We start from the raw sequence: 26,108 nt of genomic DNA, 5'->3' as shown, positions 1-26,108 counted from the left end.
AAGCATCCGCTCTTGTAAATGTTCCATACATAGACAAATTCGATATGGTATACGCTACACACGACAATGAGTCATTATTGCCTATTCTCCGCGAGATATAATGATATGTACAATCAAGTCCACGAGTTACCATAGTCTCTTTTAGCCTTTGCGTAAAGATGGCGGCATAAAAATTCACCATTCATCCGTTGCGCCGGATTGACAATCCGGCAATTTCCAACCAATATTTTTTATTTATGTGCAGAGTATCAATGAGCCGTTACGGTACTCGGCTAGATGGATGACGTGTGAATGTATGAATCATGCGGTATTCATCTCATCCCATTTGCGTGCCTGATCTGCCTCTGAGGGAGTCATAATGTTTTCCTATATTGTGTTGTGCGCAGCCGCCCTTATGGCTGGCCGCGGACTTTTGCGACTGACCGGTGTCGTTTCCGACAACAGCGGGACACTCTTTCTTGCGCCGGTTGTCACCATGACGATGTGGACGATTCTTTTGGGATGGGCCGTATTGCTCCATCTGCCTCTGGCTTGGGTTGTTCCATTTGTCTGGGGACTCACCGCCTTGTTGTCGCTTTTCGGCTCACAATCGGCGACACAGGAAATGCGACATTTCCCCGGTCTTATACAGCTCACCGGTCTCTTGCCTATTATTCTGCTTGCACCGGCTTTCTGGCATGGTCTCGCCGACTACACCGGCTCCTGGTTTTGGGATAAATGGTATTATGTCGCAACAGGTTGGCTTACCGTTTTTCCCAATACAGCGCTATCGCCTGACGTGTCCCCTTTGGTCGAATATGCATCCAATTTTTCACAATGCCGGTTCGCCGCGGCGAACTTGCTTGCGTTCATCTCTCCCATGACGGGGAGACCCTGGGATACAGTATCTGCAATTCATCCGTTCCTCGCTCTCGGACTCTTTTGTTATGCCTCGTCCATGGCTTTTTTTCTGACACGTTGTGGGTTCCTTCAACGCCGAGCCTTGCCCGGCATTTGGTCACTGGTCGCGCTGGCCTGTCTTGGCCTTTCAGGATGGACGCTGTCGGTTGTGCTCACAAACAATTTTGACAACCTTCTGGCGATTTCCATTTTACCCGCTTTAGCGGGACTCGTCTGGTATATCCCCAACGACACCCTGCCCCCTCAAGACGCCAAATCCCAGCCCGGAATTTTTGAAATGTTCATCCCAACCGGGATGCTCGTTGCCGGTTTGTTATTTATCTATCCCGAGCTGGCCCCGGCCATTCTGGGGTGCGCGGCATTCTTCATTCTCGGCCGCATAATCACAGATCGCCATCATCGTATTGCAGCCATTACATTCGGCCCTGCCGCCGTTGTGCTTGGCTTGGTTCTCGCCACTCCGTGGCTTCCGGTCATGATTGGCTTTTTTCAGGGGCAACTCCACCTCGGATTTGACGCCTCAACGCTACGACCAGGAGAGGGATTTTTTAAAGGTCTCATTACAGCCCCATTTGTACCGAGTGCCTCGTTCGGTTTGTGGATGCCCTACGAATGTTGCGTGCGTGAACATATTCGATGGTGGTTCGGCATATATAATGCCGTTGCCCTTCCCGGTATCGTACTCATCGTTCTTGGAGCGCGGCGCAGTCTGCGCATTGGTGCCTGGCCCGTTTTCGCTACGGCTGTGGCCTGCAGTCTCGCCGCAGCAGTCATGGGAATCGGCTTCTCCTATGACTACGGCATGTTTAAATTTTTACTTGTCGGCTGGTTTGCGTTTGTCATTCTCATGGTGTTAGGGGGCTACACCGTCGTGGACTGGTTTACGCGCCGGCAACATCAGCGTCTGGGGGCAAGCCTTATTGGACTTTTTCTTCTGGCTTTTCTTGGTATGACGCTGTTTCATGTCGCAAGCTTCAATGCAACGGTCTATCCGAAAACGACCGTCGCGGCTCAAGCCCTAGAAAAAATAACTCAAAATATTCCAAAAGGTGGCGTTGGCGCGGCCATTATTGATGAGTCACGCGTTGCTCCCGCCATTTGGGGCTTGCGTAATACCCCGGTTGCATTCTTCAGTAGTCACCACGAATACTTTACCAATCCCAAGCTCATGCGGCCCCAAGCCGACCGACTCGGTAGTGAGATTCTTTATATGCTCACCGACCGACCCAATGCCTTTCCCCCCAATACACTCGTCCGCCAAACTGGTCCCTTCAGCCTCTATCGTGTCGAGAGTCCCAAGACGTATGTCTCCGCTATCGCCTTTCCTGAGCACATCGACTATCTTGAACCGGACGGCACATTTTGGCTTGGACCGGGAACGACCCGACTCAGCGTCCAAAGCGATACGCAAACCTTGGTTCGTCTGTTACTTGTCGCACGACCTGGACCAAGTCTTCCGCCAGGGGAGCCTGTACGACTTCATATCTCGACAGACACAGGGTATAATAATACGCTTGAGGTCTCAGCATATGGCATCATCGAAACCGTCATCCCGGTGCGCAAAGGAATGACCGAACTTAACCTTTTGCCAACAAATATCCCCGACCCTGCCGGCAAAGCTCCGTTCGATTCCCGCACCATGATAGCCAAGGTTGAAATGCTTATCCTTGTGCCTGATGGTCAACGTGCATCATATCTTGTTGATGTCACCGGCCCTCTTGGTATTGATACAATCAACGGAAGCGTATGGCGTTGGTTAAACGAAAAACCACTTGTATTGACGGTATTCTCGACTGTTCCGACAATCGTTCACATGACGGCCAGACTTATGCCTGGTCCAAGCTTGCCCGGTGTTGCGGCACGATTTGTTTCCATCGAAACCAGTGCCGGATATGCTGAACGCCGCACTCTTGATACCGATGACCCTCTTGACCTTCGTATTCCCGTTCCAGCCGGTATGACGCGCATTGGTCTGCGTGATCTCGACACTCCGACGACCAGTGTGCCTGGTGATGCACGCACCTTGTTACTCGCTATCGGCAATCTCGATGTCACTTTCAACAAGAAATAGGACTTCGTATTTTTCTATGTATCAACACACAATGGCACAATCACATTTGCCGTTCTCCAATGCTCCGCGACGACATATTGTGTTCACCATAGCGCTTAAGGTCTTAATGACGTGGAGTTCACCGACATGCTAACTTCTTGTGTTGGCGCCCTGTGGTGCTTCGCACTGCTCACCGCCATGGGGATTGGTCCGGTACTATGGTGCCTGGACAATACGGATCGATACGAAGCCGGATTGTGCTTATCTCCCGCGGTGGGGTTGGCGCTTTTTGCCTGTTGCGGCACCTACTTCATTGTATCCGATGTCCCGGTCCATGTTTGGGCCGGTCCGTTTTCGGCCATTGCGGCAAGCCTCGGCGTGATTTTGGCCCTATGGCGATTTCGCTCTGATTTGATGAACGGAAGGCGTGGCAAAGGCATTCATCGCGCCTACTTTTTGGGCGCAATAACCGTCATCGTGTTGCTCTTTGCTCCGCCCCTTATCGGCGGGCCCGACTTTATAGCCTTTCGCGGAAACGGAGACGACACCCTCATTTACGCCACACTCGGTCAATACCTGGGGAATGAACCGTACCATCTCGCATTCCGTCTCGACATGAACACCATCGAAGCCATGCATCCACTGTATCCACAAGCCGTGAACATGCTTAACATTCGATGGACGACATCTATGCTTTTGGCGGTTTTCTCGCAGTTGACCGACATTTCGCAGGTAGAATTCGAGCCATTTTTAGGATTGCTTCTCTTGTTATCGTCATTTGGCCCCGCCTACCTCATCGCGCGATCAAGTCGCGTTCCTCCGCTCGCCGCCACCGTGAGTGCTCTTGTCGTTTGCGTCGGATTTTGGGGACAGTTGGTGCTCGATATCCAGGCTATGTCTCACCTGAATGCGCTGCCTCTTGTTTTAACGGCAGCCTGCCTGTTTATCCGCCTGGAAACACGACCGCGGACGGTTTTTCACCCTGCGCGAGGGCTTCTGGGCTTCTTGATGGCAGCGATTATCTTCACCTATATGGAAATGACCCCTATCCTTCTCTCCGGGGTGCTCCTCTATGTTGTGTTCCGTCTTGCCGCTAAAGACATGACCTTACGGCAATTCTCCATGCATGGAGTCAGCCTTCTTACCATGCTTGTCCTGTTTCTTCCCCGAATCGACTACTTTTGGCGATTCTTCACCACACAAGCAACCAATTCGTTGGCGACAACAAAAGCCACGGCCACAACACCCTGGTTCACTTTTTACTTCAACTTCCTCAATACGCGGCTTATCTCTTCGCTCTGGGGCGTTGCAGCGCTTGAACCACCGGAGTCAGTCGGATTTATTTTACGTAACCTTATTCGATACTCTCTTTTCATCTTTTCCTTTGTTCTCTCGTTGTTCAGCATGGTCTTAACCGGACTTTTTTTGAAGGACACAACATACCGGAAAGAGAACCCCGCCACCCTGTTTCTGATCTGCATGTCGGCAGGCGGATTGCTGTGTGCCGTTGCTCTGTACCTGCTCGACCACCCCTGGCCAGCGGCTAAAGCGTTGACCTATATTGCGCCATTTTGCATCCTGACTCCGACAGCGCTCGTCGCCAGCCGCATGCATGACAATTTCCAATCGAAATTCATTGATATCAACGCGCTTCTCGTCGCCGGCTGGCTCGTCATCTGTTTGCTCCCTGGACTCCTGCGGCCCGTCAATGCCGGGTTAGGAACAGAACTGGAGCATTCCCCCAACCATCATGCCTTATACAGAAAACAACCGTTTGACCTTGCTCCCATTCATCTCGCCCTCAAGCAGGCCCATCAACACCTTGATCGCCGCCCGCGTGTTGCGGTTTCAACTTTGGACCCGTGGACGCAAAATTATCTGATTCTTGCCATATCTTCTCAATCCACGCCGGTGACGTTATCACGATTGGACAGTAACCCTGATGTCCTGCCCGTTGACTTTACCCTTATTGACCTGTCACGGATCACTGATCCACAGTCGGTATCTGATTTTGTCGTTGCTCGTGCCGGCAATTTCGGTCTCCTTCGTCTGCCACCGGATCAACGTGCTCAATTGTGCACACTTTCTTTTGACTTCTTCTCCGGTCAGGTACTGTTTGGGAATAATCGACCCGGTTTATTGTGGATCCAATCAGGGCGTACGTCTCTCACTATTCTCAGCGGCTCAACCGGATTTGCCACACTGTCCAGCGTCATATGGAAAGGACCGGCCTGGGGAGAAAAAACGACGACTCCCTTGCGTGTGATCCCTCCCCAGGGAGAAGCCTTGACGTTTGAGATTCCGGAAAAACGCGATGTGACGTTCTCCCTTCCTGTGCACCCCGGAGAGAACACGTTTATCCTGGAGGCCGACACACCCTCTCCGGCGGGGTTCGCCTTTGCATTGGAACAACTCACAATCAAAGCATTTGTCAGCCAGGAGCCGACGCCTCTGGCGGCACCATAAAAGTCATTCTATCGAGATATCCTCATAAAAAACGCCGGGGAATTTCATCCCCGGCGTTACGCTTCCAGACCTTGCAATTGTTTTTTTGAACTCACCCTTCTCCAGCAAGTTCCAGGCGTTTCGCCTCCAATTCTTCCCACCGTGCATAGAGTCGGTCTACTTCGGCTTGAGCGCGTTCATGTTGGGCAACAATCTCGGGCAACTTCTCAGCATCACACGCAATAGCAGGATCATGTAACTGTGCAGTCACTGTTTCCAATTCGGATTCCGCTTCAAAAATCGCGTCTTCCATGCCATCAAGTTCACGCTGTTCTTTATAGCTCAGTTTTTTGGGCTTGGCCTTGGCCGGCTTTGATTCTGTGTTACCGGTTTTGACTTTTGTTTTGACCTTTGCCCGGGCTTTGCGTTCATCGTCCCATTGGTCGTAATCGGCGTACCAGATAGCATTGCCATGTCCATCCAGTCCAAGCAATTGAGTTGATACGCGATCGAGAAAATACCGGTCGTGGCTGATCAGAACGATCGATCCGGAGAATTCGACAAGACTCTCTTCAAGGACTTCCAGCGTTTCGATATCAAGATTGTTGGTCGGTTCATCGAGAAATAAAATATCCGCTGGCTGCAACATAAGGCGAGCAATAAGAACCCGCGCTTGCTCTCCACCAGACAACTCGGCAACAGGTAAAGGAAGTTGTTCCGGTTTGAACAAAAATCGTTTGGCCCAGCTCACCACATGCAATGGCCGATCACGGTAAATGACGGAATCTCCATGTGGCGACAATGCCTGTTTGAGGCTGACGGTCGTATCGAGCTGTTCACGATTTTGATCGAAAACAACCGTCTGCACATTGGGTGCAAACGACACCGTTCCCGTATCGGGCTCTATCTCTCGGGCCAACGTACGCAACAACGTCGTTTTTCCACTGCCATTCAAACCTACCAGTCCGAGACGACTTCCCGGAGACAGAACGACGTCGAGACCGTTGAACAACGTCTTTCCACCGAGTGTTTTGGAAATGTCTTCAGCAACAACAAGGCGTTTCGTCTTGCGATCTGTTGCCGTAAAGTCGATGCCGGCTTTCCCGGTATCGGCCGTCAACCGGCGAGTTCGGGCAAGCTCTTCCTGCAATCGCCCGGCTTCATCCTTGCGATACTTGGCTTTGGTTGAACGGGCTTTGGGACCACGCCGCAACCATTCAATCTCACGTCGTACTTTGTTCGCCAGGGTCTGCTCATACCCCACCATACCCTGACGGTACTCTTCCCGTTTTTCCAGAAACCGACTGTACGAGGCGTCGACGCTTAAATATCCATCGGCGTATCCTCGACCTAATTCAATAGTTCGTGTCGTGACATTTTCAAGGAATGAACGGTCATGGCTAATCACAACATACCCGCAATCAAGCGAGAGAAGGAGTTCTTCCAGCCACAAGATCGATTCAAGGTCAAGATGGTTGGTCGGTTCGTCCAACAGGAGAATATCGGGTCCTTTGACAAGCTCGCGAGCTAAAGCAAGTCGCTTGCGCCATCCTCCGGATAATTGATCGACATGTTGTGTTCGATCCATAAATCCGGCCTTGCCGAGAGCGATACCAACACGAGTATAGAGTTCTTCCGCTGGAACATGCTCGTTATGAAGCGGCTCGGCAACAATCTCTTCAACGGTTTTCGTCGGGTCAAGTTCATCTTCTTGCGCAAGATAGGCAAGTCGTGCCTGGCGTAAGACAAACCGTTCTCCCGTGTCGGGAAGGATATGACCAGCGAGAATTCCAAGCAATGTGGACTTCCCTGAGCCGTTGGCTCCAATAAGACCGACTCGCTCCTGTTTTCCTATTCCTAAAGACAAATCCGTAAACAAAGGATGTGCGGCAAACGTGATCGATACATTTTGCAGGGAAATAAGCGTTATCATGATGCAAAGCCCTGTATCAGCTTCCCTGCCGCTCCGTCAAAAGCGGAAATGCGTGTTCCTCTCCACCTCATCATCGAAACATTAAATGCAAACGAAGACAACGATGAGGTGGAACCGGAACGCATGCACAAATACCATCCTACGAAGACGTGTTTTTTATGAGGTTTCAGTTTTCAGCTCTTCAATAATGCCGCTTAAGTCATTCAATTGACTCGCTAACTCAGACAAGGCCAAAGAAGAATCCGTGGCGCCTTGAGCAATCTCAGAAGAGATGAGATTGATTTCGTCTACGGCGCGGCTAATTTTTTCGGCTGTTGTCGATTGTTCCTCGGCGGCTGTGGCAATGACGGCGATTTGACTGGCTGAGGACTCTGCTCCAGCAACAATTTCCTTCAACACTTCGCCTGATTCACTCGACAAATTCACGGCTTTGTCAATATCTACAGCCGCTTGTTCCATTGATGTCATATTATCTGCGGCCAAGCGTTGAATAGTGCCTATGGATTGCCCAACTTCTTTGGTGGCTCCCATAGTTTTTTCGGCAAGTTTACGGACTTCGTCGGCCACGACGGCAAATCCACGACCGGCCTCTCCCGCTCGTGCAGCTTCAATTGCTGCATTTAACGCAAGGAGGTTGGTCTGATCGGCAATATCATTGATGACATCCATAATGTTGCCGATGGATTGCGCCTGACCATCAAGTTGTGTCATATTTTCTCGTAGCGCCATTGCACGCTTTTGCGTTGCGTTCATAGCCTCAATGGATTGTCGCACAACATCGGCACCTTTCTGGGCGGTTTCTCTGGCATTGTTGGCCATGATACTTGCTTCATCAGCATTTTGTGCAACGTCGAGCACCGACGCGTTCATGTACTCCATGGATTCGGCAGTGGATTGAATGCGCTGTTGTTGTGTCTCAGCTCCGGATCGTGTTTCATTGGCTTGGTTGGACAATTCACTCGATGCCTCAGCCAAAAAACCAACAATAGATTCAAGACGATCCGCCGCCTGGATCATCCCATCCTTCCGCGCGACCTGCGCTTCTAACATGGATTTTTCTGCGTAACACTTGGCCTCGTCTGCAGCTTTGGCCTTTTCCAGCGTCTCTTGCGTTTTAATAGCGATTTCTTCCATATTGGAGAGTAGGGTTCTCGCCATCGTATTCAGAGCTCGTTGCAGCTTGGCAGCCCGGTCGTTCCCGCGTTCATCCAAGTCTACATCAAGGTTACCGTCTGCAATCTGCTGCGCAGCATCTGTCGCTATTTCCAATGGTTTGATAATGGATCGAACAATTGCAATACTGATAGGAAGGATAACAAGAAAAAAGATTGCAGCAATAACTATCAACATGGTTGATGTATTGCTTGAGACCAACCTATCCATTTTTTCTGCAAGTTCATTTTTATCGCGCTCAAGATTATCATAGTAAAAGGCGGTACAGATCCAATATTTTGTGCCAGGTATCAGTTCAGCGTAAGCAAGTTTGGATTTCAGGCCATCCTCTCCGGGCTTGGAAAAATAATATTCCACAAAACCGCCTCCAGACTTGGCTTTGTCTGCAAGTTCCCGGATGTACGTCTTCCCTTTTTTATCCACAACATCAATACGGTTTTGTCCCTCAAATTCCGGTTTGAGTGGATGCGCAATGTTTATCCCTGAAGTATCATATATAAAGAAATATCCGGACTGATCGTCCTCGAAGCGAAGAGAAGAAAGCGTGTCCCGCAAAAGTGCAGCCTGCTTCTGCGGATCGGTAACAGTGCGAAAATCCTGGCTGATGGCTTCTGCCAACACATGGACTGCAACTTGAATTTTTTCTTTTTGAGCCGCCAGCAGTTTTGTTTGCATCGTTTCGATGCTGAGGTCTCTCATATTATATTCATGCTTGAGAAACCCGAATACAATTCCGATCAGAAACAGGGCCATTATGCTTAACATAAATGAAATTCGCACACCGATCGTGAACCGTCGTAACATGACTCCTCCTGTCACTGGCATACATGGAAGGATCGCTATCGAAAAAAAAGCCGTCGCACCTTCCTTCTCATCCTTTTGGTTCTCTCTCGTCCCAGAAAGTAAAAAAGGGGTACCGCTAAACAACACGGTACCCCTGTCGATTCGTTATTTCATGAAATCACAAAGCATGATCACTAGGCACCGGATCGGCCGTCATCACAGGCCGCGCCGCTTCCCGGCCGGTCGTGTTCCGCCGTTGATGTGGCATCACATGTCGCATCATCAGCGGGCTCTCCCGGCAAGGTCAGACCGATGTCGTGACACAATGTCTTGACGGGTTTCTGATCGGCCAGTGCTTTAAGCAGTACATAGCGTTCATTCACCTGACGTTCGATCTCACAACGCAATTCCTTGGAGATTTCAGGCATGAAACGCTCAAGCATGGCATAGCGGTTTTCTCCGGAGAGAAAATCCTGCAAGCTTCCATCCGGGGTTTTGGAATCGAGCGACATGGGATTTTCACCCTTGTCGGCCAAGGTCGGATTGTAGCGGAACAAAGGCCAATAGCCACAATCAACGGCCAATTTGGATTCCAATTGGGTTTTGCCCATGCCCTTGCGAATGCCTTGGTTGATACACGGCGCATAACACAAGATAATCGAGGGTCCAGGATAGCTTTCCGCTTCGGTGAACGCCTTAAGCAATTGTTGCTTGTTGGCGCCCATGGAAACAGCAGCCACATAGACATACCCATAGGACATGGCCATACGAGCCAAATCCTTTTTCCCTGTTTTCTTCCCGGCCGCGGCAAACTTGGCCACCGATCCGGTCGGAGTCGCCTTCGAGGCCTGACCGCCCGTATTGGAATAGACTTCGGTGTCCATCACCAACACGTTGATGTCTTCACCCGATGCCAGCACGTGGTCGAGTCCACCATATCCGATATCGTAAGCCCAGCCGTCACCGCCGAAGATCCAAATGGATTTCTTGGTGAACAAATCGCCCATGGATTCAATCTGCTTCAACAGATCGCTCTTCTCTGCCATACCGGCCAATGCGGAACGAACCGCATCCCCAGCAGTTTTGGATACTTCGGGCGAACCGACTCCAGACAACCAAGAGTTCATGGCATCTTTGAGATCGGCAGGGATGTCCGTGGCAACAGCTTCAGTCACCAGGTCGATCAATCGTTCCCGACGCTTCGACACGGCCATTTCCATACCAAAACCGAACTCGGCAGCGTCTTCGAACAGCGAGTTGCCCCATGCCGGACCATGTCCTTCCTTATTCACGCAATACGGGAACGAAGGCGCCGAGGCCCCCCAAATGGAGGAACATCCCGTGGCGTTGGCGACGACCATACGTTCGCCAAACAGTTGGGTCAGCAGTTTGACATAAGGAGTTTCACCACATCCCGAGCAGGCACCCGAGTATTCCATAAGAGACTGCTGCAACTGACTGCCTTTCAGCGAATCACGTTTGAGCAGCGAATCCTTAAAGGAAATGGTTTCGGAGAAATCAAAGTTCGGAACCTGATCTTCGGTTTGCGTCGCAATGGGCTTCATGACCAAGGCTTTTTCCTTGGACGGGCAGATATCGGCACAGTTTCCACAGCCCAAGCAGTCGAGCGCATTGACCTGAAGGCGAAACTGCATCCCTTTGAGTTCTTTGCCTTTTGCGTCCTGAGTCGTAAATGACGCCGGAGCTCCAGACAATTCCTCGGTGGTAGCCAACACCGGGCGCAAGGCACTGTGCGGACAAACGAATGCACATTGGTTGCACTGAATGCAGTTGTCGGCAATCCATTCCGGAACGAGAATGGCAACACCACGTTTTTCATATTTGGTGGTCCCCACGGGAAAACGTCCGTCGGGTTCGAAAGCGCTGACCGGAAGGCTGTCGCCTTTCTGGGCAAGCATGGGTTGCATGACGTTTTTGACGAAGTCGGGTACGTCTTTTTCCGGCTTGGCGGAGTCGGTCGCCTCGGCCCATGACGCCGGGTAATCGATGGCAACAAGATTGGCCGCCGCATCATCCACGGCCGCGATGTTCATGTTGACAATCTTATCGCCTTTCTTGCCGTAGGCATCTTTAATGGAGTCTTTGAGCAGAGCAATGGCCTTTTCAAAGTCAATAACATTGGCCAATTTGAAAAAGGCGGTCTGCATGATCATGTTGATGCGTCCACCAAGGCCAACTTTGCCGGCAATAGCAACAGCATCAATCGTGTAGAACTTGAGTTTCTTCGTCGCAATGACTTTACGCATGGAAGCCGGCAACTTCTTTTCCATGTCTTCGGCCGACCACGAGCTGTTCAAGACGAAGGTTCCGCCTTCCTTGATGCCTTCAAGCACGTCGTAGAGATTGACATAGCTCGGGTTGTGGCAAGCAATGTAATCAGCGGATTCAACAAGGTAGGTCGACTGGATGGGCTTCGAGCCGAAACGCAAGTGCGAGACGGTAATCCCACCAGATTTTTTCGAGTCATAGGCAAAATAGCCTTGAGCATAGAGATCGGTTTTGTCACCAATGATCTTGATGGCCTGCTTGTTGGCGCCAACGGTTCCATCCGAACCCAATCCCCAGAACTTGCACTGCACGGTGCCTTCGGGAGTCGTGTCGAGTTTTTCCGTGATCTCCAGAGACGTGTGGCTGACATCGTCGACAATCCCCACGGTGAAATGATTCCGCGGAGCATCGGCTTTCATGTTATCGTAAACCGCTTTAACCATACCCGGAGTGAATTCTTTAGAACCCAAACCGTAACGGCCGCCAACAATGTTCTTGTTCAGTCCCTTCTCGGCACAAGCTGAAACAACATCAAGATACAGCGGTTCACCCAAGCAACCATATTCTTTGGTCCGATCCAACACCGTGATGTGCGTGGCGGTTGCCGGCAGAGCCGCAATCAGGGCATTGGCATCAAAAGGACGATACAGACGCACTTTGATGAGGCCAATTTTTTCACCGCTCGCGGTGAGATGGTTGGTGACTTCTTCGATGGTTTCACAACCGGAGCCCATCGCGATGATCACGCGTTCGGCGTCGGGGCTGCCCACATAGTCAAACAAATGCAACGGACGGCCGGTAAGTCCGGAGACCTTCGCCATAATATCGGCGACAATACCCGGAAGCTTTTCCCGATAGACGTTGGCGGCTTCAAGGTTCTGGAAATAAATATCCGGGTTCTGAGCCGTACCACGAATATGCGGATGTTCCGGGTTCAGCGCATTGGCCTTGAATGCCGCGACTTTATCGAAATCAACCAATCCGGCCATATCATCATAACCAAGCACTTCAATCTTCGAGACTTCATGCGACGTCCGGAAGCCGTCGAAGAAGTGCATCACCGGAACACTCGATTCAATAGCGGCAAGGTGGGCGACGAGCGCCATATCGTGCGCTTCCTGGACCGAGTTGGACGCCAGCAAGGCGAATCCGGTCTGCCGGCACGCCATAACGTCCTGATGATCACCAAAAATGGACAGCGCATGCCCAGCCAATGCTCGGGCCGAAACATGAAAAACGCCGGGCAAAAGTTCGCCAGCGATTTTGTACATGTTGGGGATCATGAGCAACAAGCCTTGCGAGGCTGTAAAGGTACTGGTCAAAGCCCCTGCTGCGAGAGAACCATGTACGGCACCGGCTGCCCCGGCTTCGGACTGCATTTCTCTAATTTCCAGAGTTTGTCCGAAGATATTCTTCGTCCCTTTGGCTGCCCATTCATCAGCCAGTTCAGCCATAGGTGAGGAAGGCGTAATGGGATAGATGGCCGCCGTCTCGCTCATGGCATATGCCACGTAGCTAGCGGCCTGGTTGCCGTCCATCGTTTTCATTTTTTTCGCCATTGTGTTCTCCGTTGAGTTGGATCAATTCCTGAATGTAGAGAGGCTGGGGTTGTTGGTTGGGGGAGTATGCCTGCTCTTCGAAGACGTTCCAGGGCGATATCATTCGATTCGCCATGATTCATCTGACCAAATGACGCACAGGACCGTGGTGTTGTGATTCTTTTTGACGCGGTCCACAGGTCACAAGAGACAGCTGGCAACGCTCCCGACTCCTTCGTTTGTTTTTTGTGCTCACGTCGACGTCATACATACAGGCGACGTCATCGCACTTCTAAGGTGGTATCAAAAACGACGACTTGGGGCATTCCCGTTCATCGGGGAACCGTCGTTTCGATACCGGTACAGTCTTCAGGAGTTGAGAAAGTAGCCAGAGGGGTTATTCTCTTGTGCCTTCGACGGACTGTACATTAATGAGTATTGGACGTCTTCGCTACCCTTCTTTGATGCGCTCAGCCGTAATTTTTGAATTTTTCTTCGTTATCTTCATCAAATTGCGCTTCAATCGTGATGAAAAGAGCCGGATTGACACATTCCGGCACGATATCTCCTCGACGAAAATCGTTTATAGGTGTGTCTAAATTTTATAATAGCTGACGACTTATCGACACAGAACGTCTTCTGACGCAGTTCGACATGAATCAAGACATCGGGGTTCTCGACGCACTTGTTCACGTGTCGGAACCCCGAGAGGTTTCGCTCATCTCCCTCGACGGACCTGATCAAGAGCGACTTCAGGATTTACGTCGCGATTGTAGCACACGAGACCGCAATCCAGACAGCGTGTGGCTTCGGCAAGAGCCTCCTGTTCGGTCAGCACACCTTCGACTTCATTGAACGTGCATGTCCGCTCTTTTCCATGGCACAAATGCGGCATATCGGCCCGATCTTTAGGCGCGACGTTTTCGACCGTTTTGAACAGCGTATGCGCAATGAGTTCGCGCTGAACATCGGCTGGGACATGAATATCGCCCTGTGTCAGATAGTGATGTATGGAACGTGCTGCACGCCGACCTTCACCAATGGCCGAAATGACGAGATTGGGACCAGTATGGACATCACCGCCCGTAAAGACATCGGGAATCGCCGTCTGTAACGTCACAGGATCGGCATTGATCGTTTGCCAACGCGTTGTATCGAGATGGCAAACATTATTATCATCATATAAACACGAGATATCGGGGTTCTGGCCGATCGCCGGAATAATGAAATCAACATCAATACGGCTTTCCGACCCTTCAATCGGTACGGGTCGACGGCGCCCCGAGGCATCGGGCTCACCGAGTTCCATACGCAAATACTCCATCTGCGCAACTCGACCCTGCTCATTGGTTATGACTTTCGTGGGCGTGCTGAGGAACATGTACTTAACGCCTTCTTCCTCGGCGCCGGCGATTTCTTCAGGATTTGCCGGCATTTCTGCACGAGTACGACGATACATCAAGGTGACGTCAGCCCCAAGACGAACAGAGGTGCGTGCGGCATCAATGGCTGTATTTCCACCACCAACAACAATGACTTTTTTGCCGATATCGAGCTTTTCCCCCAGTGCTTGAGCCGTCAGGAATTCTATGCCCCCCATGACGCCTTCGGCATCTTCACCCTCTGCGCGCAAGTTCCCGCACTGCCACGCGCCAATACCAACGAAAAAGGCTTCAAATCCTTCTTCACGCAGGGATTCCAACGTGAAATCAACACCAAACTTCGTGTTGAGCACAACATTCACGCCAAGGCTCAGAATCCCTTGAATTTCCCAATCGAGGACTTTTTTGGGCAAACGGTATTCAGGAATACCGTATCGAAGTTGTCCTCCCAGGGCAGGCATGGAATCGTAAATAGTGGGATGGTGCCCCAGACGTCGCAGAAAATATGCACAGGACAAGCCGGCAGGACCGCCGCCGACAATCGCTATCTTACGGCCCGTGTCGGGAAGAACAGGCACCGGCAAATGACGGCCGGAAGCCATTTCATGGTCGGCAACAAATCGCTTGAGCATGTTAATCGCCACAGGTTCGTCGACAGCACCGCGGCGACAGACCGTTTCACAGGGACGAGGACACACGCGGCCACAGACAAGAAGCAAAGGATTGCGTTCTTTAATGGTCATGACCGCCCCATCGTAATCTCCCTCGCGCACCTGGCGGATATAGCGAGGAATATTGATTTGTCCCGGACACTTTTGTCGGCACGGTGCTAAGCAATCCGATGTTTGATTGAGGTGCAACAGCCTTGAACTCATGCCCTCGATGCTGATAACCCCGCGTGGACAGACGGCAACGCACTTGCCACAGGCTCGACATTCTTCGGGATCAATAATGGGTAGGCCGTGAGGCCCCATATGAATCGCATTGAATGGACAGACTTCCACACAGGAACCGAGCCCTAAACATCCGGAAGAACACGCTTTAGCTCCCCCATACAGCATGGCCTGTGCCCGACATGAGGAAGCCCCTTCATAAAGATAGAGTTCGTCGGCCCGCTCTCCTCCCGTGCAATCACGGCAGGCGGACTTCGGTTCCATGGCGCCGACTTCCAACCCCATGATCTCGGCCACCGCCTGAGCGGTTTCAGCTCCACCGGCAACACAAACATCTGCACCGGCTTTGCCAGAAACCACCGCCTGCGCAGCTCCGGCACAACCAGGATATCCGCAGCCACCGCAGTTGGCTCCGGGAAGCGCACTTTCGACCGCCACAACGCGAGGGTCTTCTTTGACATAAAGCACCCGAGAAGCCACTGCCAAAACAGCTGCAGCAACCAACCCCAGACCGAACAAAACGAGAATAGAAGAGAGAATCATATCGGTACCCTTCCTCCGGTATAAAACATACCGGCAGTTTCATGCGTTTTTTATGCAGGTGTACCTTGTTTTCGTCATATCCTCAGGCAATCATTCCCTGGAAGGCAAAAAACGCCAGAGACATAATGCCCGCCATGATGAGTCCCGCCGGCACGCCTCGAATGGAGCGCGGCATGCGGGTCACTTCCAATTTTTCCCGAATCGAGGCCAAAACAACGAGGGCCAACATAAACCCCAGGCCGGAGAACAGTGCAAAGAGAATACTTGTGACAAAATCATATTCTTTACGCTGACAAATAATGGCAATCCCCATCACGGCGCAGTTCGTCGTGATAAGAGGTAAGAAGATACCAAGAGATTGATACAGCGGCGGCACCATTTTTTTGAGAAACATTTCAACGAACTGAACAAGCGCTGCAATCACAAGGATAAACGTCAGCGTTTGCAAGTAGCCGAGATCGAGAGGATCGAGAACATATTTTTGAACAAGCCAAGTAAACGCCGTCGACATCGTCACGACAAAGACAACCGCGCTCCCCATACCGAGAGCGACTCCGGTCTTTTTCGAGGTGCCTATAAACGGACAGTTCCCGAGGTATTGCGCCAAAACGATGTTGTTGACAAAGATCGCCGCAATAAAAAGAAGAAAATATTCTTGCATGATGTGGCCTCCCCTACGCTATAAGCCCGGCTATTTTCCCAATCCGCCGCATGCACCGCACGATGCGCAATCGTGTGTGGGGCCGTCGATGGCCTTGAGGCCTTTGCGCTTCCGCTGGACATTGGTGAGATAATTCATCCCCGCCAACAAAAGTCCGAGACAGACGAACGCGCCTGGCGCTTCAACCATGAAGGAAAACGGCTTGAAGGTGGGACCAAAAACATCGGTCCCAAAAAACGAGCCGTAGCCAAAGATCTCACGAAGTGAACCAAGAAACGTCAACGAGAGGGTAAAGCCCAGCCCCATTCCCAGGCCATCGGCCATGGAAGGCAAAACCGAACGCTTTGAAGCAAAGGCCTCAGCCCGCCCGAGAATGATGCAGTTGACAACAATAAGTGGAACGAAGATGCCGAGTTGCTGATAGAGTGGATAGGCAAATGCCTGCATGAGCAATTCGACTGCCACCACCAACGATGCCGCGATAACAATAAAGCAGGCAATGCGGACTTTGGCCGGAATAACATTCCGCAATAATGACACCATGCAGTTCGACAATGTCAGCACAAAGATAACGGCCAACCCCATCCCCAGACCGTTGTTGGCTGTTTTGGTGACCGCCAATGTGGGACACAATCCGAGAACCAGTCGAAATGGAGGGAGATCCGTCCACAATCCCTTGGAAAACTCTTTCCACAATGTGTTCATAACATCTCCGGAAGCCGTGCGAGGCCGTGTTGAGTGTCCAGACATCCTTTCACAGGGTGCGTTCCTGTTTCCCTGGTTCGGGTGTGGGTCACATGTTCCAGGAGCTGGTGATATCGTTTTTAATGGCTTGATAAATTTTGACGGCCTCCTGAACGGCCGACACCGTTCCCGTTGAGGAAATCGTGGCACCGCCAACCCCATCAATGTCGCCGCCGGCCGCGCTGAGTGCAATGGAGTCAATGGAGTGGTTATGAAACTGGCTTGAAAACGCGACATCCGTCACGCGAGTTCCAACTCCGGGAGTTTCTTTCAAAGTCGTGATGCCGATGCCGGAAAGCCGGTCATTCTGTGGATGAAAGCCGACCATGACGCCGATATCGCCACCATAGCCTTTACCCGCCGTTTCAAAGGCTACACCGACGAGTTTGCCGTTCTGGAGTGCGGGAAAAACAGTGATGGTCTGTCCTGTTTCGGCCAACGTAAAGGATTTACGGTCTTTGATGGGGTCATTGTCATACCCTTGAAGCACGTGCTTCATGGCCGGAGCCTGCACATACGTGAGAACCTGTTCTTCAATCCGGCTTTGTGTGGCGGCACGCAATCCGGCGAGGGTGAATCCGGAAATGCCACAAATCAACGACAACACAACAATCATTTTTGGTATTTCGCCCATGTCGCTACCTCGCTCCAAACGGTTTGGGCCGAATCCGCTCTATCAGGGGAGCAAACAAGTTCGCCAAGAGAACAGCGAACACCACCCCATCAGGATACTTGCCGTAAACGCGAATGATGACGGTCAATACTCCACCAAGTAATCCATAGAGAATCATGGCACGAGAACCGGACGGTGAGGACGAAGGATCGGTGGCGAGAAAAAAAGCGGCGAAAACCGTTCCACCGGCAAACAGATGAAATATGGGAGAGGCATATTGGGTCGGGTCCAAGTCGTAAAAGCTGAACGCGCCGATGAACACGCCGACGAGAAACGCAATAGGAATATACGGGCGTAGCCATCCTTTCCATAGAAGATAGATGCCGCCAAGCAATACAGCGCCCACTTGTGAGGCCCCCAACCAGCCAAGTTGATTACCGAAGAACATCTCTACAAGGCTTGCAGGATGCATGTATTCCACGCCGAAATGCTTCAATTGTCCTAACGGATAATCCCACGGCGCACTGAGCATGCAGGCTTCGATATCCATGGCATGTGGCCAGGAGACGCGACAAATGGCCCAGCCCAAAGCGGCGGCACACACGGGAGCACCTCCGATACCGCCGAAAATCATCTTCCCCAATGCAATGCTGGATACACTGCCCATGACGACAAGCCACCAAGGTGCTGATGCCGGGAGAATGAAGGCAAAAATGAGGCCAATCACCACGCTACTCAAATCATCAATGGCCGCTTCCTGTTCCATAACCATAGCGCAGAGATATTCCGTGACCACAGCGACCGCACAGGACAATGCCATAACTCGTATCGCGTCGATGCCATAATGGGCCACCGCGAAAAGTATCGCCGGTATCAGCGCGTATATCGTATGGAGCGAGAGTCCTTTAACGGTTTTTCCACAATGGATGTGCGGAGGGACGGCAACCGTCAAAACAGGAGACGTGAGGAAATTTTTCATAGCATACTCCTCTACGAGACCGTATCGGGTTCACAGTAAAGGCTGGCCAATTCGGCTTTTGCCAAGCGGAGATACTGCACGACTGGTCGACGCGAAATACAGACATATCCACATAACCCACAATCCATGCAGGCATGAAGATGCTGTTCCGCAGCTTTTTCAAACAAGCCGAACTCCGCATACCGTGACAGCATCCCTGGATCGATGCGGGACGGACAGACCAGCACGCACTCTCCGCAACTGATGCATGGCGCATCTTCAACCATCGGGTAGGCATGTTTCTTCACGACGCCAACGCCATACACGCCTTTTTGCAAGCCCTGATCAAGAGAACGTATACAGTCTCCTCGAAATGCACCGCCTTCAAATATCTTGTCCCCGAATCTGACATTTTTTCCGATTTCACTGAGAATAAAACCGATGGGTGTTCCCACCGCAGCCTTGTAAGTGGCTTCATTGACGGAAAAAATGGTCGATGGGAACGGTATGCCCGTCGTGGTCACTATACCGATCTCATACAGAAGCGGGATACTAACAACACACACGTCATCCGAGTTTTCCTTGCCGGTGGCCGCTTTGATGACAAGTGGATCAAGCCCGGCGGGATATACCGGAGGTACTCGCTTTGTTCTTACACCGGGCAATGTTCCACTTGCCCCCATAGCCGTAACGAGTAAACACGTCTCCGGTGTGACCAAGGTCATGAGATGGCGCAACCCCTCAGACACAAGAAAGGGTTCGTCACGTAGCAATTGCCCATAAACCGTGATGTCCGGTTCCGGTTCCACGCCATTGATCACCAGTATTCGCGACGAGTGGACCGCTCCGACATTCACTCCACAACGCAGCAGCATCGTTTTGAGTTCCACGCGATCACGATCGGTAAACGTCACCGGTGGAACAACGGCATTGCCGTTGGTCTCGATACGAATACTTTCGTTTTCTACGGCTGACACGGTTCCACACACCGAGGCGAGTATATCGGGAACATCACTCTCCGTCGCCGACGCGACACACTGCCCCAAGGCCACCTCATCACCGACGGAAACAACCGGTTCATGCTGGCATAGGGTCAACAGAACATGTTGTGGTTCGGGAAGAGTCCTGACCGATCCTCTTGACGATGTCATCAGTTGAAATCGTTTTTTCATAATAATCTACCGTATGTGACAGAGGAAACAATCGTCTTCGCCGTACGGACCCTTTTTGAGTTCCCGATGGCACTTCATACACTGGTCGTGGTAGGCATCCATCCTGGTCATGATAAGATCCTTACCTCTTTTTTCATGACACGCCGAGCACTGAGTATACTCACCCGTGTAGTGTTTCATATTGATTGGTTCGTGACAATTGCCGCAGCCTTGCAGGTGGAGATCAAACATCTCGCTATGACATTCCGCACAACGGGTGTGGGCGGCCTCGGCTATACTGGGCATATTCTCGTTCCCAACCTTTTCGTGGCACGTTGAACAGGCCATAGGTTCGGGCTCGATATCGGTAGAATGGTGACATAACTGACAATCATCGCCAGTATTTTGTAAATGTTCGTCGTGATGGAAGGTCGATCCGGTATATTCAACATGATGACATGTTATACATGACGAGCTATTCCCAAACATGTTGACGTGATTTTTAATGAATTTGGCGTCAAAAGAGGCAGGATGGCATTCGCCACAGGCAATGGAGCGTTGCGGGTTAGGCATATTGTCATGATGGCAGTCATCGCACACAAGCCCATAATCTTCAGCATGTTTGGCGTGAGTAAATATTACATTGCCGCCTTTATTGTTGAGGAGCACCCTGGTGGGAACGTCTTGCTTGGCTTCTGGAACCAGGTAGCCGATCACAGCCAGGAGAAAGAGGGCCAACGTCACGGTGCTGATTGCAAACAAACGCTTGGGAAATTTCATGGCTCTCTCGCGGCAAACGATGCTGACGCCGTGGCGTGCCCATCGTTAGGTTATGATGTCGGGAGCCGGTGCGCTCCCGACATCGTTAATATGCGGTTATTTGGCGACCTCCGCGGCTTTCATTGCCCATTCCGGCAACGTGGACAAATCCAGTCCCCACAACGTCGGCATAATTGCGACAACAAAGAATGTAATCAAAATTGCGCCGATGATATTGAGGTATAACCCAGTTCTGGCCATTTGTGGAATAGTTACGCAGCCGCTTCCAAAAACAACGGCATTCGGTGGCGTTGCAACTGGCAGCATAAAGGCATACGAGGCCGACACGCAAGCCGCCACGATGGTACCGTACGGGTTAACGCCCATCGCCACGGCGGCACTGCCCATGATGGGGACGAGCAAGGTGGCCGTCGCCGTGTTGGAAGTGATTTCCGTCAGGAAGATGGTCATGATGACAACCGCGCCGATAAAGACAACCATACCCGTGCCTTCAAGAATGCTCAGGTTACCAGCGATCCAGGCAGCCAGACCGGTCTTGGAAAATCCGCTGGCAATGGCCAAACCACCACCAAAGAGCAAGATGACATCCCAAGGAATTTTAACAGCTGTCTTCCAATCAAGCAGGAATCGGCCTTTCTTGAAATCCGACGGAATAATGAACAACGCCAAGGCACCAATAATGGCGATGGTGGCATCGTGCATCATTGCAATTTGAGGAATTTTGATAAAGCCGCGCAAAATCCAGCACAAAGCAACAATAGCGAAAACCCACACGATCTTTTTTTCTTCTTTCTTCATGGGCCCAAGCTTTCTCAGCTCGGCATCGATAATCGCTTCGCCGCCGCCAAGTTCCTGGCCTTTTGTGGAGAAAAGAAAATGTGTGAGAACCCACCAGCTAATTGCCAGCATAATGACGGACAGGGGAATGCCGAAAGCCATCCACTGGGCAAAGGTAATTTGCTGTCCGTACATTTTTTCAATCATGCCGACCATGATCGTGTTGGGTGGCGTCCCGATGATGGTGCCGACACCACCGATGGAGGCTGCATAAGCAATACCGAGCATCAGCGACTTCCCAAAGTTGAACTCGACACCGCCATGAGCACAGACTTTCAGGTCGTCGGCTTCAAGTCCGGTTGCTTGGGCGACAACAGCCAGCCCGATGGGGACCATCATCATCGTGGTCGCCGTGTTGGACACCCACATGGACAAGAACGCCGTCGCAATCATAAATCCGAGAATCATCCGGTTGGGGCTTGAACCGACGATTTTAATCGTATGCATAGCGATGCGCCGATGCAGGTTCCAGCGTTCCATGGTCACAGCGATAAAAAAACCGCCCATAAACAAATAAATAAGGTGGTTGGCATATGGTGCCGTCGACTGAGCCGACTTCATAATGCCGAGAGTGGGAAATAACGCAATGGGCAACAAAGCAGTTGCCGGAATGGGAATGGCTTCTGTGATCCACCAGATCGCCATGAGCGCCGTGACAGCACCGACTCTGAGAGCTTCCGGTTTCATTCCCTCAGGCAGTGGTAATAGTAGGATCAGAATGAAAACAATGGGACCTAGAAAAAAACCGATCCGTTGACTGTTCGAATACGTATCCACGCAACTCCCCCAATAGGCTTACGGACTCAGAACTCTTTCATTTCCCCCATGTGTTCAGCCATCTTCCACCCTTCCCCGGTGTTTGCGCCTGTGGCGCAAGCGCAAACACCGGCTGGAAGAAGTCTGAAACGTCAAGAAAGAGACTAGAAATCCAGTTTGTAATCGTCGATAAACGTTTTCATCCGTGCGCGAGAAATGGCTAAACGCTCGCGAAGCTCTTTCTTGTAGGCTTCGATATCAAACGTTTTAGCGGCAACACCCGTATCCATCGCGGCTTTGGCAACGGCCGCCGCTTCCCATTCGATGACACGCAGGTCAAACGGTTTGGGAATGATGTAATCGGGTCCGAACTCCATTTCTTCAACTCCGTAGGCCTTCATGACGTAATCGGGTACGGGTTCTTTGGCCAAGTCAGCCAACGCATTCGCTGCGGCGACTTTCATTTCTTCGTTGATGGCCGTGGCATTGCAGTCGAGCGCACCACGGAAGATGAACGGGAAACCAAGCACATTATTGATTTGGTTGGGGAAATCAGACCGTCCTGTCGCCATGATGGCATCGGGACGAGCTTCTTTCGCATCAGGATAGGTGATTTCCGGATCGGGGTTGGCGCATGCGAAAATCAACGGATGATCGGCCATGCCCTTCACCATATCTTGCGAAAGGATACCGCCTTTGGAGAGTCCCAAGAAGCAGTCGGCGCCTTTGAGTGCATCGCCCAGGCTGGCGTATTCCACGTCTTGTGCAAAGGCTTGCTTGAACTCGTTGAGCCCGGAACGGCTTTTGTTGATGTGGCCGCGTGAATCGAACATGGAGATATTTTCGCGTTTGACACCGAGGCTGATGTAGAAGTTGGAACAGGCGGTGGCAGAAGCGCCGGCACCCGACACGACGACGCGGAGATCTTCAATTTTCTTGCCGCTGATTTCCAGAGCATTGAGCAGGCCGGCTCCGGAAATGATCGCCGTTCCATGCTGGTCATCATGGAAGACCGGGATATTCATTTCTTTTTTGAGTGTTTCTTCAATGTAAAAGCACTCGGGAGCCTTAATGTCTTCGAGGTTGATTCCGCCGAAGGTGGGCTCCATAGCCTTAACTATTTCAATCAATTTATCCGGGTCGGATACATCAAGGTTGATATCGTAGACATCAACGTCGGCGAACACTTTGAAGAGCACGCCTTTGCCTTCCATGACCGGTTTTCCCGCGGCGGCGCCGATATTCCCCAAGCCCAAAACAGCCGTTCCGTTGGACACAACGGCGACCAGGTTGCCCCGGCCCGTATATTCATAGGAAAGCTGCGGATCACGCTCGATTTCCTTGCACGCCAACGCTACACCAGGCGTATAGGCCAGAGACAATTGTTTTTGTGTTTCGCACGGTTTGCAGGGAATAACTTCAACTTTCCCTTTATGTCCCTTGGAATGATAATCAAGTGCTTCCTGCGTTGTGTACAAAGCCATGGGGGCCTCCATTTTAGAGTGGGTTTGCTACAAAATTTTTCGTTTTACTCAAGGCCAACGGCTTGACGATCGGGCTGAGCGTACAGTTCGCCGCCATGCGCGTCATTGATGACAAGTAATGGAAACGATTCCACCGTCAGTTCACGAATGGCTTCAGGACCAAGTTCGTCAAACGCAATGACTTTGGCCGCGGAGATGCACTTGGATAAAAGCGCACCGGCTCCACCGGTTGCACCGAAGTAGACCGCCTTATGGTCAATAAGTGCTTGCTTTACGGCATCATTACGCTTGCCTTTGCCGATGCTTGCTTTGAGCCCCAGACTGTGCAGTCGGGGAGCATACGAATCCATGCGATAACTCGTCGTCGGACCGGCCGCGCCAATGGGGCGTCCCGGAGGTGCCGGACTGGGGCCAACATAGTAAACAACCGCCCCTTTGAGATCGAAGGGCAAGTCTTCGCCCTTGTCGAGCAGATCGCACAGTCGTTTGTGCGCTGCATCTCGGGCCGTATAAATAGTACCGGTCAGCTTCACGACATCTCCAGCCTTCAGCTTGACGATATCGTCGTCGGTCAGCGGTGTGGTGAGATTGTATTCGGCCATCAGATCTCGACCTCCTCGTGCCGTGCGCTATGGCATTGGATATTGACGGCCAGGGGCAGACTGGCAATATGGCAAGGATGCATTCTGATTTTGACGGCGAGTGTCGTCGTCGCACCGCCAAGCCCCATAGGACCAATACCAAGCTTGTTGATTTCGGTTAATAATTCGTCTTCCATGGCAGCCAGCTTTTCATCGGGATTCGTATCGTCAAGCTTGCGCAGCAGTGCTTTTTTGGCGAGAATCGGGGCCAATTCAAAGGTGCCTCCGATGCCGATACCGACGATGGTTGGCGGACACGGATTCGGTCCAGCCTCGGCAACACGGTTGAGCACAAACTTTTTGATGCCTTCCCACCCCTGAGCCGGAGCCAGCATGGTGACGCGCGACATATTTTCCGAACCGCCACCTTTCGCCATGAACGAAATCTTGATTTTATCGCCGGGCACAATGTCAAAATGGATGATCGCCGGGGTGTTGTCTTTGGTATTGGCGCGGGTCAAGGGATCACAGGCCGATTTACGCAAGTAGCCTTCTTCATACCCTTTGCGTACCCCTTCGTTGATGGCCTCACGAATATTCATCCCTTCGACCTTCACGTCTTCGCCAAGCTCCACAAACAGCACGGCAAGCCCGGTATCCTGACACAATGGCAGGCCGGTTTCTTCAGCCAACTCGTAATTTTCCTTGAGCTGCCGGAAAATTTCTTTGGCGGCGTCGCTGGTTTCCTTGGCTGCACATTCATCAAACCGTTGCCGGATATCGTTCGGCAAAATACGGTTGGAATGCACCGCCATGGTGGCGACGGCCTCGATAATTTCGGAAGCCTGTACGGTTCGCATAATTTTGTCTCCCATGCCTAAAAAATGCTCTTGATGGCGGTAATGCCCATTTTACGACGCAGAAAGCCCAGTTGGTTCTGCAGCGGCAACTGTTTGGGGCACACATCCTCGCAAGCCAAAAGGCCCATACATCCAAAGATACCGTTATCATTGCCGATTACTTCAAAGTACTCTTTATCCGAGCGCTGATCCCGAGGATCGACAACAAAACGAGCAATCCGGTTGAGTGATGCTGCGCCCAAGAAGTCGTCACGCAAGCGTGCTGTTCCGCAAGCGGCAACACAGCATCCGCATTCGATGCAGCGTTCAAGTTCGTAAACCTGTTCGGCAACGGAGTTGTCCATACGTTCTTCTTCTGCGGCCGGATCGAAGACTGTGGATGTATGTACCCAGGATTCAACCTTACTGTACATTTCACGGAACCAAACCCCAGTATCAACGGACAAGTCACCAACGAGTTTATACACAGGCAACGGAAGCAACGTAATTTCCGGGTGCATTTCTTTAGTCTTCGTCTGACACGCCAGACCAGGCCGACCGTTGATGACCATGGCACATGCACCACAGATACCGGCACGGCAGCAGAAGTCGAAAATAAGCGACGGGTCCTGCTCTTCGCGCAACCGATTGAGGGCAATAAAAAGGGTCATGTTCTCGGTTTCGTTCAGCGAAAACTTCTGCATGTGCGGAACCGAGTTTGGATCCTGCGGATTATAACGAAAGATATTGAATTGAAGCTCTCTGTTCATGGCCG

Annotated in this window: 16 protein-coding genes and 1 pseudogene; 2 read left to right on the top strand and 15 right to left on the bottom strand. The window is 51.5% G+C overall.

The features are described from left to right. Positions 1–358 precede the first annotated feature (358 nt). Positions 359–2,971 carry a hypothetical protein gene (locus tag G451_RS0114200; protein ID WP_027184781.1) on the top strand — a complete coding sequence of 871 codons (2,613 nt, stop codon included), beginning with the start codon at positions 359–361 and terminating at the stop codon, positions 2,969–2,971. Between the two features lie 126 nt (positions 2,972–3,097). Next, on the top strand, positions 3,098–5,416 hold the full coding sequence (locus tag G451_RS0114195; protein ID WP_027184780.1) for a hypothetical protein: 2,319 nt from the start codon (positions 3,098–3,100) through the stop codon (positions 5,414–5,416). A 91-nt stretch (positions 5,417–5,507) separates the two neighbouring features. Here the strand turns inward: G451_RS0114195 and G451_RS0114190 are convergent, their stop codons facing one another. From G451_RS0114190 to G451_RS0114110, 15 genes and pseudogenes are all read right to left on the bottom strand, one after another. Continuing rightward, positions 5,508–7,328, bottom strand: coding sequence for an ABC-F family ATP-binding cassette domain-containing protein (locus G451_RS0114190; RefSeq protein WP_027184779.1), 1,821 nt, complete (start codon positions 7,326–7,328; stop codon positions 5,508–5,510). 156 nt (positions 7,329–7,484) lie between these two features. After that, positions 7,485–9,137: pseudogene (locus G451_RS0114180) on the bottom strand (methyl-accepting chemotaxis protein); the annotation flags it as partial. A gap of 341 nt (positions 9,138–9,478) precedes the next feature. Continuing rightward, a complete protein-coding gene (gene nifJ, locus G451_RS0114175; protein WP_027184777.1) occupies positions 9,479–13,132 on the bottom strand; it encodes a pyruvate:ferredoxin (flavodoxin) oxidoreductase in 3,654 nt (1,217 codons plus the stop codon). Positions 13,133–13,829: 697 nt separating this feature from the next. Beyond that, positions 13,830–15,929, bottom strand: coding sequence for an FAD-dependent oxidoreductase (locus G451_RS0114165; protein WP_027184776.1), 2,100 nt, complete (start codon positions 15,927–15,929; stop codon positions 13,830–13,832). Between the two features lie 82 nt (positions 15,930–16,011). Further along, entirely contained in the window at positions 16,012–16,590 is a 579-nt protein-coding gene (locus G451_RS0114160; RefSeq protein WP_027184775.1) for an electron transport complex protein RnfA, read from the bottom strand. A 30-nt stretch (positions 16,591–16,620) separates the two neighbouring features. Next, positions 16,621–17,295, bottom strand: coding sequence for an electron transport complex subunit RsxE (gene rsxE, locus G451_RS0114155; protein ID WP_027184774.1), 675 nt, complete (start codon positions 17,293–17,295; stop codon positions 16,621–16,623). 88 nt (positions 17,296–17,383) lie between these two features. Then, the gene (gene rnfG, locus G451_RS0114150) at positions 17,384–17,968 is read right to left on the bottom strand and encodes an RnfABCDGE type electron transport complex subunit G (RefSeq protein WP_027184773.1); all 585 of its coding nucleotides are present in this window, start codon (positions 17,966–17,968) and stop codon (positions 17,384–17,386) included. Between the two features lie 4 nt (positions 17,969–17,972). After that, complete coding sequence (locus G451_RS0114145; RefSeq protein ID WP_027184772.1) at positions 17,973–18,926, bottom strand: RnfABCDGE type electron transport complex subunit D; 954 nt, start codon at positions 18,924–18,926, stop codon at positions 17,973–17,975. Positions 18,927–18,937: 11 nt separating this feature from the next. After that, positions 18,938–20,077, bottom strand: a complete 1,140-nt coding sequence (locus tag G451_RS0114140; protein WP_051261511.1) for a 4Fe-4S dicluster domain-containing protein — start codon at positions 20,075–20,077, stop codon at positions 18,938–18,940. A gap of 6 nt (positions 20,078–20,083) precedes the next feature. Further along, on the bottom strand, positions 20,084–20,836 hold the full coding sequence (locus G451_RS0114135) for a cytochrome c3 family protein (RefSeq protein ID WP_027184770.1): 753 nt from the start codon (positions 20,834–20,836) through the stop codon (positions 20,084–20,086). Positions 20,837–20,932: 96 nt separating this feature from the next. Then, the gene (locus G451_RS0114130) at positions 20,933–22,450 is read right to left on the bottom strand and encodes an SLC13 family permease (RefSeq protein ID WP_027184769.1); all 1,518 of its coding nucleotides are present in this window, start codon (positions 22,448–22,450) and stop codon (positions 20,933–20,935) included. 143 nt (positions 22,451–22,593) lie between these two features. Then, positions 22,594–23,913 (bottom strand): malic enzyme-like NAD(P)-binding protein, encoded by a 1,320-nt coding sequence (locus G451_RS0114125; protein WP_027184768.1) that lies wholly within the window; start codon positions 23,911–23,913, stop codon positions 22,594–22,596. A 44-nt stretch (positions 23,914–23,957) separates the two neighbouring features. After that, on the bottom strand, positions 23,958–24,515 hold the full coding sequence (locus G451_RS0114120) for a Fe-S-containing hydro-lyase (protein WP_027184767.1): 558 nt from the start codon (positions 24,513–24,515) through the stop codon (positions 23,958–23,960). Further along, positions 24,515–25,354 (bottom strand): fumarate hydratase, encoded by an 840-nt coding sequence (locus tag G451_RS0114115; protein WP_027184766.1) that lies wholly within the window; start codon positions 25,352–25,354, stop codon positions 24,515–24,517. The genes G451_RS0114120 and G451_RS0114115 overlap by 1 nt, the downstream gene beginning before the upstream one ends. Before the next feature lie 17 nt (positions 25,355–25,371). Continuing rightward, entirely contained in the window at positions 25,372–26,103 is a 732-nt protein-coding gene (locus tag G451_RS0114110) for a fumarate reductase iron-sulfur subunit (RefSeq protein ID WP_027184765.1), read from the bottom strand. Positions 26,104–26,108: the final 5 nt, after the last annotated feature.

The organism is Desulfovibrio inopinatus DSM 10711 (assembly GCF_000429305.1).
In the GTDB taxonomy this organism is placed as follows: Bacteria; Desulfobacterota; Desulfovibrionia; order Desulfovibrionales; family Desulfovibrionaceae; genus Alteridesulfovibrio; species Alteridesulfovibrio inopinatus.
The sequence above is the reverse complement of the archived record's forward strand: the minus strand, read 5'-3'. Positions and strand labels throughout refer to the sequence as shown.

What these genes read in the sequence shown, in the direction of transcription:
- G451_RS0114165 (WP_027184776.1), bottom strand. Translation starts at nt 15,929, where the DNA reads ATGATTCTCTCTTCTATTCTCGTTTTGTTCGGTCTGGGGTTGGTTGCT.
- G451_RS0114135 (WP_027184770.1), bottom strand. Translation starts at nt 20,836, where the DNA reads ATGAAATTTCCCAAGCGTTTGTTTGCAATCAGCACCGTGACGTTGGCC.
- G451_RS0114110 (WP_027184765.1), bottom strand. Translation starts at nt 26,103, where the DNA reads ATGAACAGAGAGCTTCAATTCAATATCTTTCGTTATAATCCGCAGGAT.
- G451_RS0114200 (WP_027184781.1), top strand. Translation starts at nt 359, where the DNA reads ATGTTTTCCTATATTGTGTTGTGCGCAGCCGCCCTTATGGCTGGCCGC.
- G451_RS0114140 (WP_051261511.1), bottom strand. Translation starts at nt 20,077, where the DNA reads ATGAAAAAACGATTTCAACTGATGACATCGTCAAGAGGATCGGTCAGG.
- rsxE (WP_027184774.1), bottom strand. Translation starts at nt 17,295, where the DNA reads ATGAACACATTGTGGAAAGAGTTTTCCAAGGGATTGTGGACGGATCTC.
- G451_RS0114145 (WP_027184772.1), bottom strand. Translation starts at nt 18,926, where the DNA reads ATGAAAAATTTCCTCACGTCTCCTGTTTTGACGGTTGCCGTCCCTCCG.
- G451_RS0114125 (WP_027184768.1), bottom strand. Translation starts at nt 23,913, where the DNA reads ATGGCTTTGTACACAACGCAGGAAGCACTTGATTATCATTCCAAGGGA.
- G451_RS0114120 (WP_027184767.1), bottom strand. Translation starts at nt 24,515, where the DNA reads ATGGCCGAATACAATCTCACCACACCGCTGACCGACGACGATATCGTC.
- rnfG (WP_027184773.1), bottom strand. Translation starts at nt 17,968, where the DNA reads ATGGGCGAAATACCAAAAATGATTGTTGTGTTGTCGTTGATTTGTGGC.
- G451_RS0114115 (WP_027184766.1), bottom strand. Translation starts at nt 25,354, where the DNA reads ATGCGAACCGTACAGGCTTCCGAAATTATCGAGGCCGTCGCCACCATG.
- G451_RS0114195 (WP_027184780.1), top strand. Translation starts at nt 3,098, where the DNA reads ATGCTAACTTCTTGTGTTGGCGCCCTGTGGTGCTTCGCACTGCTCACC.
- nifJ (WP_027184777.1), bottom strand. Translation starts at nt 13,132, where the DNA reads ATGGCGAAAAAAATGAAAACGATGGACGGCAACCAGGCCGCTAGCTAC.
- G451_RS0114160 (WP_027184775.1), bottom strand. Translation starts at nt 16,590, where the DNA reads ATGCAAGAATATTTTCTTCTTTTTATTGCGGCGATCTTTGTCAACAAC.
- G451_RS0114190 (WP_027184779.1), bottom strand. Translation starts at nt 7,328, where the DNA reads ATGATAACGCTTATTTCCCTGCAAAATGTATCGATCACGTTTGCCGCA.